Raw genomic sequence first — 18,086 nt, 5'->3', positions numbered from 1 at the left:
TCTTTTTGAGAGCTAGCGTTTTCATACATTATGCAGTTAGTCTGTTAATTCGACACCAAAATGATGAACAATCGCAGAAGCTTGAGAATGTGCAATTTTCAAACCTTTTAATAATTCAGGGCTGACAACAATATGATAAAATTCACAGGTTGAGAGATCAACACCTTTTAGCTTTGTTTGAGAAAAATCACAGCCAGTAAGGCGATCTTTAATAAAACTGATGCTTTCAAAAGTAGCATCTTGGAAGAAACTTTCAGTCATATCATTTGCTTCAAAGGTTGATTTCACTAACTTAGCTTCAGAAAAATTAGCATAAGGCAGTTGAGAATCAATCCATTGTGTATCTTTACTATAAGTACTAATGAAATTAGCTCCCATTAATTTACAACTTTTGAAAAAAACCCGGAAAAATACGCTATCTTCAAAGTCACTATTAGAAAGGTCACAGCCACTAAAAATAACATCTAAAAATTCGCAACGTTTAAATGTTAAATCTGTAAAAATACAGTTTTCAAAGTGAATATCTTCGCAACCTTCAAAAGAAGCAGTGATATCGATTTTACAGTTAACATAGTGGGTATGAGGTGAAAAGGCATCACTAGAAACGATTGAATCTGTGACGGTATTTGTAAAATTAGCGTTATTCATTATCGACTTTTTCATAAGAACCTCCATTTTTTTCACTAGTTTAATTATAAGCCAGTTTTAAAAGAAGAGCTAGAGTTGACATTGACATAAAATTGTATCTCTTTGCTGTATATGATTAAGAGTAGTTGATGTGGGTATAGTTTAAAGAACGATAAACTATAAATGAGGTGAAGAAAATGAAGAGATACTTACTTCTACTTGTTCTCTTAACCACAGTTCTGTTAGTCGCTTGCGGTAACAATGCTACAGATAAACAAACGGGTACTGCAAAAGAAAATGATTCAGAAAATGCGGTTAAGAATACAAATGAAGAACAAATCAACAATCGTAAATTTAAAGTGACACTGCCTAAAGCTGTCGATCAATTAAAAGAAACCTATTCTTCTGCTAGTCTTACTGGAGTTGAGCTAGAAAAAGATTGGGGAAACTTTGTTTATGAGGTGAGTGGTGTTGATGATGAGCGTTCTTATAAAGTAGAAATCAATGCTGAAACTGGCGAGCTTATGAGTAAAAAAGCTGAAAAACTAGATAAAGAAGATCGTGGTGGTGTTGAAAAACAACAAGATAGTTTTACACTGGATGATTTAATGACCATGGATGAAGTGATGGAACTAACGTTAAAAGAAGCGGGAAAAGGTTATGTGACCCAACTGACGTTAGAAAAAGAGCTTGATTTTCGTTTTTATGAAATAACTGTAATGGATGGGGACAAAGAATCCACTTATAAAATTGATGCGAAAACAGGTAAAGTATTAGAAGTAGAAGAAGACTAAACTTAAACGGGCATCTTTATGGCAATTGTCATAAAGGTGCTTTTTGTTAGGAAAAAATTAAAATTTGTGTGACATAAATGTAAGTCTAATAAGAGAAACTGTCATGCTAGTCACACGATTCCGTTGAAAAAGCTTGTTATAGTTATAGGAGTGAAAGAAAGCGAATCTGAGGGGGAATAAAAATGGTAGAAAAAATTGTAACAATTCAGCACCTACAAAAAATTTATGGTAAAAAAAATGAAAATGAACACATGGCATTAAAAGATGTATCTTTTGAGGTTGATAAAGGTGATTTTGTTGGTATTATGGGGCCTTCTGGTTCAGGTAAAACAACGCTACTTAATATTTTAGCGACGTTAGATACAGCAACCAAAGGTTCAATATCGATTACTGGACAGGATCTCAGTATGTTAGATACAAATGGCTTAGCAGAATTTCGTTCTCAAAAATTAGGTTTCATCTTCCAACACTTTAACTTATTAGATAACTTATCAATCTATGAAAATATTGCCTTACCACTTTCATTACAAAATGAGTCAAGTGTGGCAATTCGTACAAAAGTAGAGCAGATTGCAAAAACATTGGGTATCACACGTATTTTAAACAGTTATCCAAATGAAGTATCAGGCGGACAACAACAACGTGCAGCAGCAGCTCGTGCGCTTGTACATCAACCTGACTTATTACTAGGTGATGAACCAACAGGTGCGCTGGATTCTAAAAATGCTCAAAGTTTATTAGAATCGATGAAAGCATTAAACGAAGAAGCATTAGTGACAATTTTATTAGTCACACATGATGCATTTAGTGCAAGTTATTGTAAACGCATCTTATTTATTAAAGATGGTTTGTTATTTAAAGAAATATTACGAACAGGTACTCGACAAGAATTTTATAAAGAAATACTGTCTGTACTTGAAGAATATAGTATGGCAGAATAGGAGGATTTTATGTTACGCCGATTGTAAAATTAAGCTAGACAATTAAAAAAATCATTTGTGATACACTCAAATTGTATTTCCGACGAAAGAAAACAAGGAGAGTGATCACAAATGACCTATACACATCTTACTACAGATGAACTCGTTTTAATAGAATCATATTATCATCAAACTAAGAAAGTTAAATTTGTTGCAGAGACTTTAAAACGTTCGAGACAAACTATTTATAATGTTTACAACGCTTTAGATGATGGTTTATCTATGCTAGATTACTACCAACGATACAAAAATAATAAAAAAAATTGTGGGAGACTTCCTATCCTTTTACCTGATAATGAAACTGACTATATTCAAAAGAAAGTGGCTCAAGGGTGGACACCAGACGTGATTATTGGTCGTAACGAGTTTCCTATTTCTTGTTCTGTTCGTACTCTTTATAGACTATTTAAGCGTGGCTATTTTAACTTAGCCGCCTTACCAATGAAAGGGAAAAGAAAGCCGAATGGTCACAAAGAAAAGAGAGGTAAACAAGCTTTTAAAAGAACGATTCATCAGCGTGATAAGGAAAATCGTCACTTCAAAAGTGAGTTTGGTCACCTTGAAGGTGACACTATCGTTGGCAGAAATCATAAAAGTGCTGTTATTACCTTAGTTGAAAGACTATCAAAAGTAATTATTACGTTGAAACCTACCGGCAGACAAGCAATAGATATTGAAAACAGTTTAAACAACTGGTTTAAAACAATTCCCACTCATTTATTTAAGTCTATTACGTTTGATTGTGGTAAAGAATTTTCTAATTGGAAATCTGTCAGTAACTCCAATGATATTAATATCTACTTTGCTGATCCAGGTACTCCCTCACAAAGAGGGTTAAATGAGAACTCCAACGGATTATTACGCAAGGACGGACTACCTAAGAGAATGAATTTCAATGAAGTTGATGAAGCGTTCATTCAGTCTGTTGCTTCTAAAAGAAATAACATTCCTAGAAAGTCATTGAACTATAAAACACCATTGGAAGTATTTTTGAGTTATGTTAATAATGATATTTTGTCTAGCTTAATTTGACAAATAAAATTATTAAAACTATCATTATCTGGAATGAAAAGTAAAAGAAAAGAATATATTATCCTTTTCATGGGACTAATTATGTCGATTGCAATTTTTTACATGTTTGAAACGTTAGCAATTAATAAGTCTTTCCTTGAAGGTAGCACCCCATATGAGTTTATGGGCATTGTCTTTCATGCAGGTACCGTCTTATTGGCAATAATTACAGTTGTTTATATCTTATATGCCAATGCATTTTTATTAACCTTACGCCAAAAAGAATATGGTATGTATATGATGTTAGGCGCTAAGAAAAACAAAATTGCCCAATTCATGTTTATTGAAACGATTGTAATTGCAGCGATTACCCTTGTTGTAGGAATTTTAATAGGTACTGGATTAGCAAAAGGTGTTTCGACACTTCTAATGAATAGACTCGGATTAGAAGGTGGTAACTTTGAAGCGCTGTATCCTCAATCGTTACTTATAACAGTCCTCTTTTTTATCGTTTTATTTGTTATTGCGGGAATTATCAACGTGATAAAATTAACACGTTTAACTGTTTTACAGCTACTTAATGGTACAGAAACCTCTGAACGCGTTGTTATAAGCACATCAAAAAAAGTGATTGAGGGCCTATTGGCTGTTATCTTATTAGCGATTGGTTATTACTGCATGATTGATTTAAAGAAACTTCAAGTTGCGGGGATGTTTATTGCCCTAGTTACAATTTCATTAGGAACCTATTTTTTCTTTAAGACACTGTTACCATTGTTAATTGTGCGACTACAAAAAACGCCGCATTTCAATGATCGTAATATCAATCGTTTTACATTAGCACAGTTACGTTTTCGTGTGAGTGATTTAACCAAAGTTTTATCACTTGTCACCATGCTAATCGCACTTGCAGTTGGATCGATGGCTGTAGCGTTGGTTTTTAATAATAATATGTTAGAAGCAAGTTCAGGTACTACAGCGTATGATTCAATTATTAAAAATCCAACAGTTGCAGAAAAAAACATTTTAGCAAAAATGGATACAACTGAAAAAGCCGTTTATCGTTTTAAAAATAAAGGCGAGATCAGTTATTTTCTTCAATCCGATTTAGAAAAAACACCATTAAATTATTCGAAGTATGATGAGAATGGTGCAGAGGTGTTAAAAGTAAAACAGAAAATTAAAACCAATCGATCACTTTATGAAGATGATAGTATGTCAGAGTGGAGTAATGCGATTAGTCAGTTAGGGACAGAAAGAGAAGTTAAAATTATTGCGCAGCGGGATTTTGATAAAATAAATAGCAAAACCGAAAATGTTGTTACGACTGTTTTAAAAGATTTTACAGCAAATTCAAAAGAGTTAGCAGCCTTGGACAAAATTACTGCGGACCGCTATCCTGGAAAAGAAATCTACAGTAAATATAGCGCTTATAATATGATGCGTGGTATGTTTAGTGGCATCATCTTTATGGGATTGTTTTTAGGATTTGCATTCTTAGCTATGATGGCGAGTTGCTTAATGTTCAAAATTTTAGTGGGAGCACCATCTGATATTAAACGATATGATATGCTTAATAAAATTGGTGTAAAACGTAAGCTGTTATTTAAATCATTAAATTATGAACTGGTATTGATTTTTATTTTCCCAGCGTTACTTGCAAGTGTCCATGTATTAGTGGGAATGAAAATGTTTGAATTCTTTTTAAGCCTTAATGTGTATTTCAAAATTTGGATTCCTTTTGCAATCTTCATTGTGATTTATGGTATTTATTACTTGATAACAGTAAGCCTTTATCAAAATGTTGTGTTACCTAAGAAAAAAGGTAAAAGCAATTAAACAGCAGTGATAGCAGTCATCCTTAAATATTATTTTTAAGGATGATTGTTTTTTAATGCCGTAAATTACAAAAAAACGATGTAATCAATCTCGAAATGAGAACGGTTTGATGAATAATCGGAATTGTCAGACAATACGGAGACGTGTTAAAGTAATACTACTATACAGATGAGGATGTGTTATTTATGGGGAATACAAATACAGCTTTAAAAACACAAGCAATTTATGAACGTGTGGCACAATTAAATGCTAACGAACCAGAATTTTTGCAAGCCGTTAAAGAATTTCTTGATACAGTGTATCCAGCTGTTGAAGAGAATGAAGCATATCAAAAATTAAATATTCTTGATCGTATTTTAGAGCCAGAACAACTTGTTCAGTTCCGTGTCCCTTGGGTAGATGATGCAGGTAACGTACAAGTGAACCGTGGATACCGAGTGCACTTTAACAGCGCGATTGGACCATATAAAGGTGGTTTGCGTTTCCATCCGACAGTAACTGCTAGTGTCGTTAAATTTTTAGGATTTGAACAAGTCTTTAAAAATGCATTAACAGGTTTACCAATCGGTGGTGGTAAAGGTGGAGCAAACTTTGATCCTAAAGGTAAATCTGATATGGAGATCATGCGATTCTGTCAAAGTTTCATGTCAGAATTATATCGTCATATCGGAGAAAATACAGATGTCCCAGCAGGAGACATTAACGTAGGTGGTCGTGAAATTGGTTTCTTATTTGGTCAATATAAACGTCTGAAACATTCAAATGATGCAGGTGTTTTAACAGGTAAAGGATTGACTTATGGCGGGAGCTTAGCACGAACAGAAGCCACTGGTTATGGTCTTGTTTATTTAACAGATGAGATGTTAAAAGATAAAGGTCTGTCATTTAAAGATGCAACTGTTGTTGTTTCAGGGTCTGGTAATGTAGCAATCTATGCTATCCAAAAAGCGCAAGAATTAGGTGCTAAAGTTGTTGCTTGTTCAGATTCAACAGGTTATATCTATGATGCAGAAGGTATTGATGTGAGCGTCTTACAAGATTGTAAAGAAGTTAAACGTGCGCGTTTAACAGAGTATGTTGCTCAACGCCCGCAAGCTGTCTATTCTGAAGGATCAGTTTGGGATATCGATATCGACTATACTGTTGCATTACCATCTGCAACTCAGAATGAAATCGATTTAACACTTGCTAAAAAATTAGTGTCACATGGCGTTAAAGCGGTAGCAGAAGGCGCGAACATGCCAACATCATTAGATGGTGTTGCTTATTTCCAAGAAAATGGTGTGTTATTTGCACCAGCTAAAGCTGCAAACGCAGGTGGTGTTGCAACTTCAGCGTTAGAAATGTCACAAAACAGCCAACGTCTTTCTTGGACATTTGAAGAGGTTGATGAAAAATTAAAAGAAATTATGCAAGATATCTACAAAACAATTAGTGATACTGCAAAAGAATACGGCAAAGAAGATGACTTGGTAACAGGTGCCAACATTGCTGGATTCAAAAAAGTTGCAGATGCGATGGTTTCACAAGGTATTGTTTAAAATACCTATTATTAAATAATGAAAAGGCCTTGTTACGTATTAGAAATGAAAATTCTCTAATGCCTGTGACAAGGTATTTTTTTCATTGCATTTTATGGTGGAATAAGGCATAATTATTTTGGTTACTAGTGATTAAATACTTATTTGTTGCTGTTTTTTAAAATCAAGTGAAATTTATCGCTAATTAAACTGAAATATAATTTTAAAAGCCATTCAAAAAAAACTAATTAATTCCAAAAAAAGATTCTCGCATCACTTTTCGGAAATTAAAATAATTTACTTGAATATTTTTCTACGTGATTTAAAATTATTTGTCAAAATAGGATACTTTATTATGCTTTTCTTTTTTAGGAGCATAGTAAAATGTCCTATTTTTTTTGTGTTAAAACAGTATCTATGTTGAGAGAAAAATACAAAAAATTACTGGTAAGATTAATTTAGCTAGTAAGTCCAATCAATAATAAAGATACGTAATGATAACTTGGCAGACAGAAAGTATTATTCAGATTACTTACTTAGTTGACTACTAAAAAAATTAAGGGAGATGTTTTTATGATTAAAACAAAACAATTTGGCAAAGTTTTGGCAATCAGTGCAATTTTAAATGCAAGTGTTATCGGAGGTACTACAGCAGTCTATGCAGCAGAGGGAAATGATGGTGCTGAATATTCATCAGATGCGGCGGTTAAATTCATTCCAAATACAGACCCAACAAAACCAATTGATCCAGAAGGTCCAGGAGTTGGCCCGGTTATTCCGATTGATCCACTAAACCCAGGTGGTCCAAATCCTGGTACAGATGGTCCTTTAAGTATTGATTTTGCATCAAGTTTACAATTTGGTACTCAAAAAATTGTTTCAACAGATGTAACGTACTACGCATATTCACAACAAGTTGTGAATCAAGCAGGTGAGACAATAAACAAACCAAACTATGTTCAAGTTTCTGATAACCGTGGTTCGGCTGCTGGTTGGAATTTAACAGTAAAACAAGAGGGTGAGTTTACAACAACAGAAGATGTTAAAAATAAAGACCTTAAGGGCTCAATGATTACGTTAGACGGTACAACTGCTTATACAGAAGGCACCGGATCAGAAGAACCGACTGTTTATAAAGGGTTAGATTTAATTCCTGGTGAGTCAGTGCAAGTTATGAGTGCTGCTAAAAACCAAGGTGAAGGGACCTGGGTTGCTCGTTTTGGTTCAAGTGAAACCGATTTGAAAGATGATGAAAAATCACTTGTTGAAGTGGATGACGAGATGGTTGAACAAAAAATCAACAAAAATCATAAAGTCAGTTTATTGGTCCCAGGTAAAATTGCTAAATCCGCAGCAAGTTATAAAACTAACCTAATTTGGACATTATCAGAAGTTGCAGGCAACGATGAAGAATAAGTAATATATGATGAAGATGGAGGCTTTTTATGAGTTTGAGAAAAAACATTTTAGTAATGACAACGCTAGTAATGATGGTACTGCAACTGATTTTAATACTACCAGTGAGTGCATCCGAATTTAATTTTGCCGTAGTCCCACAAAAACCAGGAAATCAAATTGATCTTAAAAAAGGCTATTTTGATTTGAAGATGACACCCGGTCAAGAGCAGCAACTTAGCGTTGCATTGACAAATTCAACGAATAAAGCCGTCAGTATTCATCCTAAAATAGCAATGACTACCACAAATGATAGTGGGGTTGTTGATTACAGTCCGTCAAAAAAGAAGGCTGATGAAACACTAAAATATAACATCGAAGATATTGTGACAACTGAGAAAAAAGTTATTATTGAAGCGGATTCTACTTATGTATTAAAGCTAATGGTTAAAATGCCAAAAGAGAGTTTTAAAGGTAGTATTACCGGCGGTTTATCGTTGCAAGAAGATGAGCCTGAAAAGAAAGTGGACACACAAACGAGCGGAATGGCAATCGATAATCGTTATGCCTACGTCGTCGGCTTATCATTACGTGAAGATTTAAAGCCAGTAAAACCAGAATTGAAGTTAAATAAAGTGGGACCTGCTCAAAGAAATTTTCGGAATGTGATTACTGCTAATCTCCAAAATACAGAAGCGACTTATGTTAATCAACTAAAAGTTGATGCTAAAATTATGCGTAAAAACGATACGGAAGTACTTTACGAATCGAAAAAAGACATGATGCAAATGGCGCCAAATACTAATTTTAACTATCCTATCGCATTAGGTACAGGTGAAAAACTTAAACCAGGTAAATATACATTGGATATTTCGGCTGCTTCTTATAAAAACAAGTGGCACTGGAAAGAAGATTTTACTATCACTGATGATGAAGCTTCTGCATTGAATGCAAAAGATGTCACTATCGAAGATAATAATATCTGGTTATATATTATTAGTGGTCTCGTTTTATTGTTGATAGTACTATTGATTATTTGGTTAATCGTGGTGAAGAAAAAAAAGAACAGAGCAGAGGAGAATGAAAATGATTAAATATGGCAAACACCTTACAATTGTTGCGCTTTTAAGTGTAACTGCAGTGGCAACTGCTACAGTTCCAGTAGCGGCAGAAGAAACGGGTACAGACTATGCGTCAAATGGTGCTGTTGAATTCGTACCAAATAATGATCCTGTAAAACCAGTAGACCCTATAGATCCAGGAAAGCTCGTAGATCCTTTGACTCCTGGTGGACCAAATCCAGGAACTCCTGGACCATTAAGCATTGACTTTGCTTCAAGTATTGAGTTTGGAACAAATAAAATTTCTTCCGTAGACGAAGTCTATTACGCGAATCCTCAGCTGTACAAAGAAGAGGGTAAAGCGACAGCAAACTATGTACAAGTCACAGATAACCGTGGTGTATCAACAGGTTGGGATTTAAAAGTAAAGCAAGAGGCACAATTTGAAAATGCGACTGCAAAATACAAAACACTGAAAGGATCGGTTATTACCTTGAATAACGGGCAGCCTGCTTCTAATTCAGAAGGTGTTACCGCACCAACGACAGTCAAAAGTGTGAGTTTAAATCCAGGCGAATCCGTTCCAGTTATGAGTGCAGCAGATGGTGCTGGAGATGGGACTTGGGTTGATGTATTTGGAGGGCTAAAGAAGGTAGAAATAGTGAATGAAGAAGGGGTTAAAGAGAGTGTTAATAAAAATACAGACGTTCAACTGGAAGTTCCTGGTAAAACGCCGAAATCAGCTGTCGAATATCGTGCCCAATTAACGTGGACTCTTTCAGAAGTAGCTAGCAATTAGTTCTATTAAGAACCAAAGTCGCTGCGAAAGAACTTTGTATTCATTAATAGAAAAAAGGAGGGCGAAAAATGCGAAAGAAAAAAATAGTAGCTTTGTTTCCCTTTCTATTATTGCTGCTTATGTTAGTTCATTTAAACACAGTAGAGGCATCAGAGACAATTCAATACAAATCAAATGGTTCTACTAGCTTCTACGGGGAGTATGTTTTTACAGAGGAAAATAATAACAGTGACCCATCAACACAAAGTGGTGATAATACTAACAGCAATGGTTATGGTGGTGGAATTGGTGTATTACCAACTACCGGAGATGAACAGTCAGTATTCATGATAATCAGTGGTTTAATTCTTTTGGGAGGTAGTTCTGTCTATCTTTTAAAGCGAAGAATGAACATTCAATAAAATTAATTGAAAAAGGAGTTAGTATAATGACAATGACAAGCGAATTAGGAAAAACAGTAGCAACGGCAATAATTTTAGGTGCAGCAGTAGTTGCTATAAATGCAACAGATGTGCAAGCAGCAGCTACTCAAAGTTTTGAATCTAATGCAGTTGTGAACTTTGTTGAAAATACAACACCAACAAAACCTGTTGATCCAGAAAATCCTAATCCAGGTAAACCCGTTGGACCAATAGATCCAACAAAACCTGGAGGTCCAAATCCAGGAACACAGGGGCCATTAAGTATTGATTTCGCTTCAAGTTTACAATTCGGAACAAGCAAAATCACAACAACAGACGAAGTATACTCAGCATATGCACAAGAAGTTGTGAGTGATGGCGTTAGTTCTTTTCGCCCACACTACGTCCAAGTTACAGATAACCGCGGGGCAGATGCAGGGTGGAATTTAACAGTGAATCAAGAACAACAATTAACATCTACGGCAGGTAAAGAACTAGAAGGCGCGGTGATTACTTTAGAAAATGCAACTGTTAAGACAGTTGAAGGTTCAACAATTAAAGCGCCAAGCACTGCACCAAAATCAATTGAGTTAGTACCTGGTCAAGAAGTGTCTGTAATGTCTGCCGCCCAAGGTGAAGGTGCTGGTTTATGGGTAAATCATTTTGGTAACTCAGCAGCAACTGTTGTTGATGGTACTGATTGGAAACCTGGTGAAGAAGGTAACGATCCAACAGAGTTTGCAGTGAAACGCAACAATGCGGTCACACTAGCAATTCCTGGCAAATCTAACAAATCAGCAGCAGAATATCGTTCAGTTTTAAAATGGACATTATCCGAAGTTGCTGATAACGGTAGTGAAGAAGAAGGCGAAGACTAATCTACAAAGATAGTGTATTGCTGCGGTACTAGTATGATTTAGACAGTTGAAGGATGCAGTTACAGAGAAAAATATTCTGTGACTGCTTTTTTTGTAACGATTAGCTCAAAGTACAACAATCAGTAGAGGTATTTTTAATAGATAGGAGTGAAGAATCGTATGAAGAAACATTTTTCAGTAATTTTTGTAGCAGTGATGTTGTTAATCTCGTCAGTCGTTTCCGATAGTATTAGTGTTAAAGCAAATGAAAAAGAAATTATCAACATTGAGCTATTAGACGAAAGCATAAAAATGAATGACACTTTTATATTAGCTGTTAAAACGAAGGCGCCAATGATAAAAAAAGCCTCAATCCATTTACCAGATGGTATTGAGTGGGTTGCACAGAAAAAAGAATTAGGTAAAAAAATACAATATGATGAAAAAAATAGACGCATTACGTTCGAACCATTTGATGGGAATAGTCGTTTGCAGTTGCAAGCGAAAAAAATAGGCACTTATCAATTGCAATTACACACGTCAGAAAATGAGGGTGCAAATGTATCTAATGAAATTACCTTTGCAGTGGCTAAAGATGCGAATAATATAATGTTAACAGCAGATGAAAAAATAACAGCTGTTCAAAATCTTCCCCAAAAAACAGCCGACGCTTCAACTCCAAATGAATCCCCACAATCTGAAAAAAGTGAGAGTACAAGTGGAACAGTGCCTCCAAATAGTGATGAGGATGATGAAAGTGTAATTGATGAAAATGATCATTTAGCAGCACTTGAAAAACGAGCAGTAACAAGGGCCAATCAAGAATCACCCCCGCCATAAAATTTAAATATTGCGAGTTCATTTCATATTGTAAATAATACAGATAGTTTTATTCACGATAAAAATAAATCGCAAGTAGTTGTTACCAAAGATGAAAAAAGTCAAATGGGAGGTCTTTGGTATAAGAGACCGATTGATTTGCAAAAAGATTTTTCAATGGAAATGGCAATTTATTTAGGTGGTAACCCTAAAGGCGCAGATGGTATGGCTTTGGTATTCCAAAATGATCCGCGAAAATTAAATGTCTTAGGCGAAGCGGGAGCTGGCTTAGGTGCTTATGCAACTGCTAAAAAAGGTACCTATATTCAAAATGCGTTAGCTTTTGAATTAGATACGTACTATAACACCGGTAGAAATCCTGGGACAGACCGTTTAGTTTCAAAAAAAGCTGTTAATAAAGGACATATTGCCGTACAAGTTCCGGGAATTGACAATGGTAATAAATCGGGTGATCATTATGGTTTGCAGATAGCAGATAGTAACAACAAAATTTTAGCGAATGACACATGGCGACAGCTTAAAGTGAATTGGGATAGTAAAACACAAACGCTTACTTACAGTTTAGATGATTACAAACCGATCATCTATAAAGTTGACAATCTTGCAAAAACTTTTGGCGGTAATATGGTATATTGGGGTTTTACAGGTTCCACGGGTGGTTATACAAACTACCAATCAGTATCATTAGTAAATTTGCCAGAACAAAATGAGGCAACAATATCTAAACAAGTAAAAAACGATACGACAGCAACTGCTTATAATGATGATGTATCAGTTAAAGTAGGAGACACAGTAGGTTATAAAATCGTAATGAAAAATTCAAACGAGAACTATTTTGAATCGTTAAATGGTCAAATTATAGATACCTTAGATAATCGATTAGATTTTAAAACAGGAAGTTTATTGATAAATGGTATATCAAAAAGTGATACAGTTTGGAATAAAGGTACGATTCAACTAGGAGATGTTTTACCTGGTGATGAAAAAACGATTGAATTTAAAGCAACTGTAAAAAAACCGGGTAAAATTAAAAATACGGCAACATATCAAGCGGACTATGAGACAGCTCGGGAATCAAATGAAGCAAATGTAAGTACGGGAAATCTAATTGTTAACAAGAGAGATGGCGATATAAAAAAACCATTGCCAGGCGTTGTTTTTCAACTTGAACAACAAGATGGTAAAATTATTAACAATGAACTTGAAACGGATGCCACAGGCCAAATCAAAGTTAATTATTTAGCGCCGGGAAACTATGTGGTAAAAGAAAAAACAGCATTGCCTGGTTATCTAAAAGATGAAGAAGCACATCCTGTCATGATTGAAGCAGATCAAAGTCAAGGTGTCGCTAAATTGGAATTGAACAATTACAGAATTCCTACCCCAGAACCAACAATCGACAAAACAACAGATGTAAAAGAAGTGACAAAAGATCAAGAATTTGAATATACATTAAATGCAAAAAATGCTGAAAATAGGGGCGCATGGAAAGATGTTGTGCTGACAGATAAGCTGCCAGATAGTTTGAAATATGTCTCAAGTTCTTCTAGTGTAACGGTGGATGGCCAAACAGTTACCTGGCGTATTCCTGAATTAGCAGCAGGTGAAACAAAAAACGTTAAACTCAAGGTGAAAGTAGTGAAGGTACCACCAACTGATACGATAACAAATAGGTTATCTGCAATTGGAAAAGACGAGCTTGGCAATGATTTTAAAGGAGACGATGCTACCGTAACAGTTAAATACAAAGGGGGGCTAGAGTTAGCATCAGTACCAGCAGAGCTAAACTTTGGGAAGGATTTAACTGTTAAACCGACCACAAAAAAATACCCATTAGTGAATTACAAAAATAAGTTGACCATTAGAGATTCTAGAGTTGTAAAAGATACGTGGCAATTAAACGCACGGATGGTTGAACAATTGCATAATAATCAATCTGAATTAACAGATGCCATTCAATTTTTCACGGCTGATGGCAAAAGACTATCGTTGAATAACGAGTTTGTGCGTTTGTATCAAGAGAAAAATAAGACGGTAGAAAATAATCTATCAGATAACTGGTCTGAAAACAAAGAAGGCTTCCGCTTGTTAATTGATGCGGGTAAAGGTAAGCCAGGTGATTATAAAGGTGTCGTTGAATGGACTTTAAGCGATGCTCCAGCGAGTTAAGCACTTTGTATAAAAGAGAATCAACTTCATGAAGAGATGGCGTATGATTCTCTTTTTTTTAGTTGTATCCTTTGATACACTAGAGAAGGATAAAAGCAGGAGGTTGTTATCATGGAGATACCTAAAAAAGAAGAATTGCAGATATTAGTTGAAGAATTATTAACGGTAAACACAGCTACGAGCTTAAAAAAAGTGAATAAAAAAATGACCACATGTGGTTTCGAAACAAAGTTATTAGGTCCAACGAACACAATGAGAATGGTGGAAGAAATCACTAATTCGGGTCAACTACTTTATTATTGGCATCAAGGACGAGCTAGTAGTATTCAATGTCGCTTAGTGATTGAAAGTTTAGATGATCTTTCAACAGAAGTGGTCAAAGTAAAGGCGATTAAATTCTAAAATAAAAAAACAGTTTCCTAGAAGAGCAGTGTTACATGTCTTCTAAGAAACTGTTTTTTTATTGTCGTGTAAAGTAAGGGAGCATTCGCTCTAAATCATCCATATTACGTACGTAAATGAGATGACGGCGAGTATTGGCAATAATTGCTAAAATACCATCTTCAGCAAGATTCATTTGGTCAATGGCATCATAACGAACAAAGAAATTGCCATAAAAGAAACCTTCTTTTTTAAAGCGGATTTTAGGTTGTCGTACAAAAGAAAGGATCAGGTAAAGGACTGTTAATGCTAATAATAAATAAGCATCCGTCATATTACCACCTTTGAAAAGAGTGATGATAAAAATCACTAAGAAGAGAGCAGCAAAAATGAGTGTATCCATGATATTACGTTTGCGCAATTGAATTGTCAAACTGGTTTTTCCCTTTAGCATGTCGATGATGAACGTATCATAAATGAGATAAAGTACGATAAGAACGACATAGCCTCCTAAAAACAAAGTGGTAAGAGACATGTGAGTACACCTCCGTCTGTGTTGTATTAATTATAGCATAAAATAAAAACAGGTAAGGCAAGGTGGATGTACGACCTCGCCTTACCTGCTTGATAATTTAGAATTATTTAAGCTAAGAAACCTACCCAGTAACCAAGGATACCGATTACGAAGAAACCGAAAATCAACCAAAGTGGATTAACTTTTCTCTTCAATAACCACATACATGCAAATGTTAAGAGTAACGGTACTAAACCAGGCATCAATTGATCTAAAATTGATTGAACAGTTGTTTCAACGACTTTACCATCTGCGCCTTTTACTTTAGAAAGAACGAATGGCATATTCACCGTGGTCCACTTATTAACCAATGCTCCCATGATGAAGAGTCCGAGAATTGAAGCACCTTCTGTTAATTTTTGTAAGAGACCACCACTCATGTCTCCAACAACAGCAGATCCTTTTTTATAACCGTAAGATACACCCCAGTAGCGGATGAAAAGTCGTACAGCATTGAAGAATACGAAGAATACAATCGGTCCAAGAATACTACCGTTCATTGCAAGTGACGCACCAAGTGCACCAGCTACCGGACGTAAAGTTCCCCAGAAAATGGGATCACCAACACCAGCTAAAGGTCCCATTAAACCAACTTTGATACCGTTGATGGCACCATCATCAATTGGAGCGCCGTTTGCGCGTTGTTCTTCCATCGCCAGTGTAACTCCGATAATTGGAGCGCCGACATAAGGATGCGTATTAAAAAATTCTAAGTGACGTTTAATCGCAGCAACTCGTTCGGGTGAACCTTCAGGATATAGACGTTTAATCGCAGGCACCATAGCATAGGCATAACCTAATGCTTGCATACGCTCAAAGTTCCATGAACCTTGGAAGACATTGCTTCGATAAAAGACGTTACGTATATCTTTACTCGTTAATTGTTTTTCTAACTCTTGTACTTTTTCAGCCATGATTGTCTCCTCCTCCTTAGTCTAATTCGTCGTCTAAATCATTCGCCGGTGCGCCGTTTGCAGTTGCACCACCACCGCCATTATTACCATCTTTGTAATATTTAGGGTGTAATTGGATAAAGATAATTGCTAAGAAGGCACCGATAACACCTAAAGCAATTAGGTTGAACTGAGTGAATGCCGCTACAACGAATCCGAAGAAGAAGAAAGGCATTAAATAGTTGGCTTGCATCATGTTGATAACCATTGCGTAACCGACAACAACGATCATACCACCGGCAACAGCAAGACCACCAGTAACAACATCAGGGATAGAGTCAAGCAAGTTTTTAATTGTATCAGTACCGACTGAGTAAGCAACAATTACCGCTGGAATAGCGATACGCATAGCTTGTAATAATAGTGCGGTGAGATGCAATCGAGATATGGCATTTAAATCGCCACGATCAGCAGCTTTATCTGCTGCATGTTGGAAACCTACTGTGATTGTACGAACTAAGATAGTTAATACTTGTCCAGCAGCAGCTAACGGAATAGCTAAAGCGATACCAGCACCAATACTTTGGCCACCACCGATAACTAAGATTGTTGAAATAATTGAAGCAAGAGCTGTATCAGGTGCAACAGCTGCACCGATGTTCATCCAGCCTAATGCGATTAATTGAAGTGAAGCACCAATCATAACACCTTGAGAGATGTCACCAAGCACTAAACCGATTAGCGTACAAGCGATTAAGGGCTGATGCGTTTGAAACTCGTCAAGGATGGAACCCATACCAGCAACACATGCTACTAAAAAGACCAGGATAATTTGTATAGTACCAATTTCCATGAGATTTTCCTCCTTTTCCTACAATAGTTTATTTGATTTTATCAAGCAATGTCATCATGTTGACTTTATGATCAGCAGCAACTTTTCGTGCTTCTAATTCAATTCCTTTATCATGCAATGTTTTGAATGCTGCGATATCAGTGTCATCAACAGAAATTGCATTTGTAACCATTTGTTTTCCTTCATGGAATGCCATACCACCAATGTTAACACTTGTGATATCGATACCATCTTCGATAACACGTACAACATCAGTTGGATTAGTGAAAAGGAACATGACTTTATCATCTGCATATTTGGCATTGTTGTACACGCGAGATGCTTTTGAAACATCAACAACATGTGCTTTAACACCGGGTGGTGCAACTTGTGTTAATAAAGTTTTACGAACAGTATCGGCAGCAACTTCATCAGATACAACGATAATGCGGTTTACACCTGTTTCTTTTGTCCAAACAGTGGCAACTTGACCGTGAATTAGACGGTCATCAATACGAGCTAATTTAATAATCATTTATAATTCCTCCTCATTCTCTTCTTCTGCAGCTCCCGACAAACTCTCTTTTAAGGATTTGATGCCGAACTGACCTGATGTAATTGCTGTTTGCACTAATTCAACTAAAGTCTGACTAGGACGCATTGAAAATGTTTCCAGTAACATTGGAATACTGACTCCAGTTACAACATCGGCATTCTCATCTTCAATAACGATACGGCTCGCCGCGTTGAAGGGGCTACCACCGAATAAATCGACAAGGAAGAGTAATCCTTCACTTGTATCAAGCTGTTGTGCTTCTTCGTTTAATTTATCGACTAACGTGTCTGCATTTTCTCCAGGCATAAAATCGATAAAACCAACATTACTTTGTTCTCCGATAATCATTTCAGTTGAGCGTAATAATTGCTCAGCAGAGGCACCATGTGTACCTATAACAATCGCAACTGTCATTTGTCTCACCTCATCTTTTTTTATTTATTTGGTCTACACTTTATATAATGCAAGATTCGTGCCAACTTTTTTGACGGGTATGGAAACGTTACCACATAAAGTGTTTCGTAAAAAAAGACACAAAAAAAGACAGTGCAAGACAC

At 35.9% G+C, this 18,086-nt stretch carries 19 protein-coding genes; 13 read left to right on the top strand and 6 right to left on the bottom strand.

Annotated elements, in window-relative coordinates; all coding sequences use genetic code 11:
• Window positions 1-36: 36 nt before the first annotated feature.
• Window positions 37-663 carry a pentapeptide repeat-containing protein gene (locus tag V6S17_RS11120; RefSeq protein ID WP_051457290.1) on the bottom strand — a complete coding sequence of 209 codons (627 nt, stop codon included), beginning with the start codon at window positions 661-663 and terminating at the stop codon, window positions 37-39.
• Between the two features lie 161 nt (window positions 664-824).
• On the opposite strand from V6S17_RS11120, the gene V6S17_RS11115 reads away from it, so the two are divergent.
• The 13 genes from V6S17_RS11115 (at window position 825) to V6S17_RS11055 (ending at window position 14,695) form a co-directional block, all read left to right on the top strand.
• Window positions 825-1,421: a PepSY domain-containing protein gene (locus V6S17_RS11115; RefSeq protein WP_029091881.1), complete on the top strand. Its 597-nt coding sequence runs from the start codon at window positions 825-827 to the stop codon at window positions 1,419-1,421.
• 182 nt (window positions 1,422-1,603) lie between these two features.
• Window positions 1,604-2,362, top strand: coding sequence for an ABC transporter ATP-binding protein (locus V6S17_RS11110; protein ID WP_029091882.1), 759 nt, complete (start codon window positions 1,604-1,606; stop codon window positions 2,360-2,362).
• A gap of 111 nt (window positions 2,363-2,473) precedes the next feature.
• Window positions 2,474-3,433 (top strand): IS30 family transposase, encoded by a 960-nt coding sequence (locus V6S17_RS11105; RefSeq protein ID WP_069124469.1) that lies wholly within the window; start codon window positions 2,474-2,476, stop codon window positions 3,431-3,433.
• A gap of 81 nt (window positions 3,434-3,514) precedes the next feature.
• The gene (locus V6S17_RS11100; RefSeq protein ID WP_051535983.1) at window positions 3,515-5,251 is read left to right on the top strand and encodes an FtsX-like permease family protein; all 1,737 of its coding nucleotides are present in this window, start codon (window positions 3,515-3,517) and stop codon (window positions 5,249-5,251) included.
• Window positions 5,252-5,436: 185 nt separating this feature from the next.
• Entirely contained in the window at window positions 5,437-6,792 is a 1,356-nt protein-coding gene (gene gdhA / locus V6S17_RS11095) for an NADP-specific glutamate dehydrogenase (protein WP_051457474.1), read from the top strand.
• A gap of 552 nt (window positions 6,793-7,344) precedes the next feature.
• Window positions 7,345-8,187 carry a WxL domain-containing protein gene (locus V6S17_RS11090; protein ID WP_029091683.1) on the top strand — a complete coding sequence of 281 codons (843 nt, stop codon included), beginning with the start codon at window positions 7,345-7,347 and terminating at the stop codon, window positions 8,185-8,187.
• A gap of 29 nt (window positions 8,188-8,216) precedes the next feature.
• The gene (locus V6S17_RS11085) at window positions 8,217-9,260 is read left to right on the top strand and encodes a DUF916 and DUF3324 domain-containing protein (protein ID WP_036027381.1); all 1,044 of its coding nucleotides are present in this window, start codon (window positions 8,217-8,219) and stop codon (window positions 9,258-9,260) included.
• Window positions 9,253-10,026, top strand: coding sequence for a WxL domain-containing protein (locus V6S17_RS11080; protein WP_211250360.1), 774 nt, complete (start codon window positions 9,253-9,255; stop codon window positions 10,024-10,026). Before V6S17_RS11085 ends, V6S17_RS11080 begins: the two co-directional genes overlap by 8 nt.
• Before the next feature lie 68 nt (window positions 10,027-10,094).
• Window positions 10,095-10,427, top strand: a complete 333-nt coding sequence (locus tag V6S17_RS11075) for an LPXTG cell wall anchor domain-containing protein (RefSeq protein ID WP_029091686.1) — start codon at window positions 10,095-10,097, stop codon at window positions 10,425-10,427.
• Window positions 10,428-10,453: 26 nt separating this feature from the next.
• Window positions 10,454-11,305, top strand: coding sequence for a WxL domain-containing protein (locus V6S17_RS11070; protein ID WP_051457099.1), 852 nt, complete (start codon window positions 10,454-10,456; stop codon window positions 11,303-11,305).
• Between the two features lie 159 nt (window positions 11,306-11,464).
• Window positions 11,465-12,124, top strand: a complete 660-nt coding sequence (locus V6S17_RS11065; protein ID WP_029091688.1) for an adhesive domain-containing protein — start codon at window positions 11,465-11,467, stop codon at window positions 12,122-12,124.
• Between the two features lie 9 nt (window positions 12,125-12,133).
• Window positions 12,134-14,293 (top strand): lectin-like domain-containing protein, encoded by a 2,160-nt coding sequence (locus V6S17_RS11060; protein WP_338515870.1) that lies wholly within the window; start codon window positions 12,134-12,136, stop codon window positions 14,291-14,293.
• Window positions 14,294-14,404: 111 nt separating this feature from the next.
• Window positions 14,405-14,695: a hypothetical protein gene (locus V6S17_RS11055; RefSeq protein WP_029091690.1), complete on the top strand. Its 291-nt coding sequence runs from the start codon at window positions 14,405-14,407 to the stop codon at window positions 14,693-14,695.
• 58 nt (window positions 14,696-14,753) lie between these two features.
• Here the strand turns inward: V6S17_RS11055 and V6S17_RS11050 are convergent, their stop codons facing one another.
• The 5 genes from V6S17_RS11050 to V6S17_RS11030 all read right to left on the bottom strand — a co-directional run bounded on the left by V6S17_RS11050 (window position 14,754) and on the right by V6S17_RS11030 (window position 17,943).
• A complete protein-coding gene (locus tag V6S17_RS11050; RefSeq protein ID WP_029091691.1) occupies window positions 14,754-15,209 on the bottom strand; it encodes a YobD family protein in 456 nt (151 codons plus the stop codon).
• A 107-nt stretch (window positions 15,210-15,316) separates the two neighbouring features.
• Window positions 15,317-16,162 carry a PTS mannose transporter subunit IID gene (locus V6S17_RS11045; protein ID WP_029091692.1) on the bottom strand — a complete coding sequence of 282 codons (846 nt, stop codon included), beginning with the start codon at window positions 16,160-16,162 and terminating at the stop codon, window positions 15,317-15,319.
• Window positions 16,163-16,178: 16 nt separating this feature from the next.
• Window positions 16,179-16,988 carry a PTS mannose/fructose/sorbose transporter subunit IIC gene (locus V6S17_RS11040; protein WP_269461287.1) on the bottom strand — a complete coding sequence of 270 codons (810 nt, stop codon included), beginning with the start codon at window positions 16,986-16,988 and terminating at the stop codon, window positions 16,179-16,181.
• Window positions 16,989-17,022: 34 nt separating this feature from the next.
• Entirely contained in the window at window positions 17,023-17,508 is a 486-nt protein-coding gene (locus tag V6S17_RS11035) for a mannose/fructose/sorbose PTS transporter subunit IIB (RefSeq protein ID WP_029091694.1), read from the bottom strand.
• Entirely contained in the window at window positions 17,509-17,943 is a 435-nt protein-coding gene (locus V6S17_RS11030) for a mannose/fructose/sorbose PTS transporter subunit IIA (protein WP_029091695.1), read from the bottom strand. It lies immediately after the preceding gene.
• Window positions 17,944-18,086 lie beyond the last annotated feature (143 nt).

The organism is Brochothrix thermosphacta DSM 20171 = FSL F6-1036, assembly GCF_036884295.1.
GTDB classification, from domain to species: Bacteria; Bacillota; Bacilli; order Lactobacillales; family Listeriaceae; genus Brochothrix; species Brochothrix thermosphacta.
Note: the sequence above shows the minus strand (reverse complement) of the source record. Positions and strands in the feature narration are given on the sequence as shown.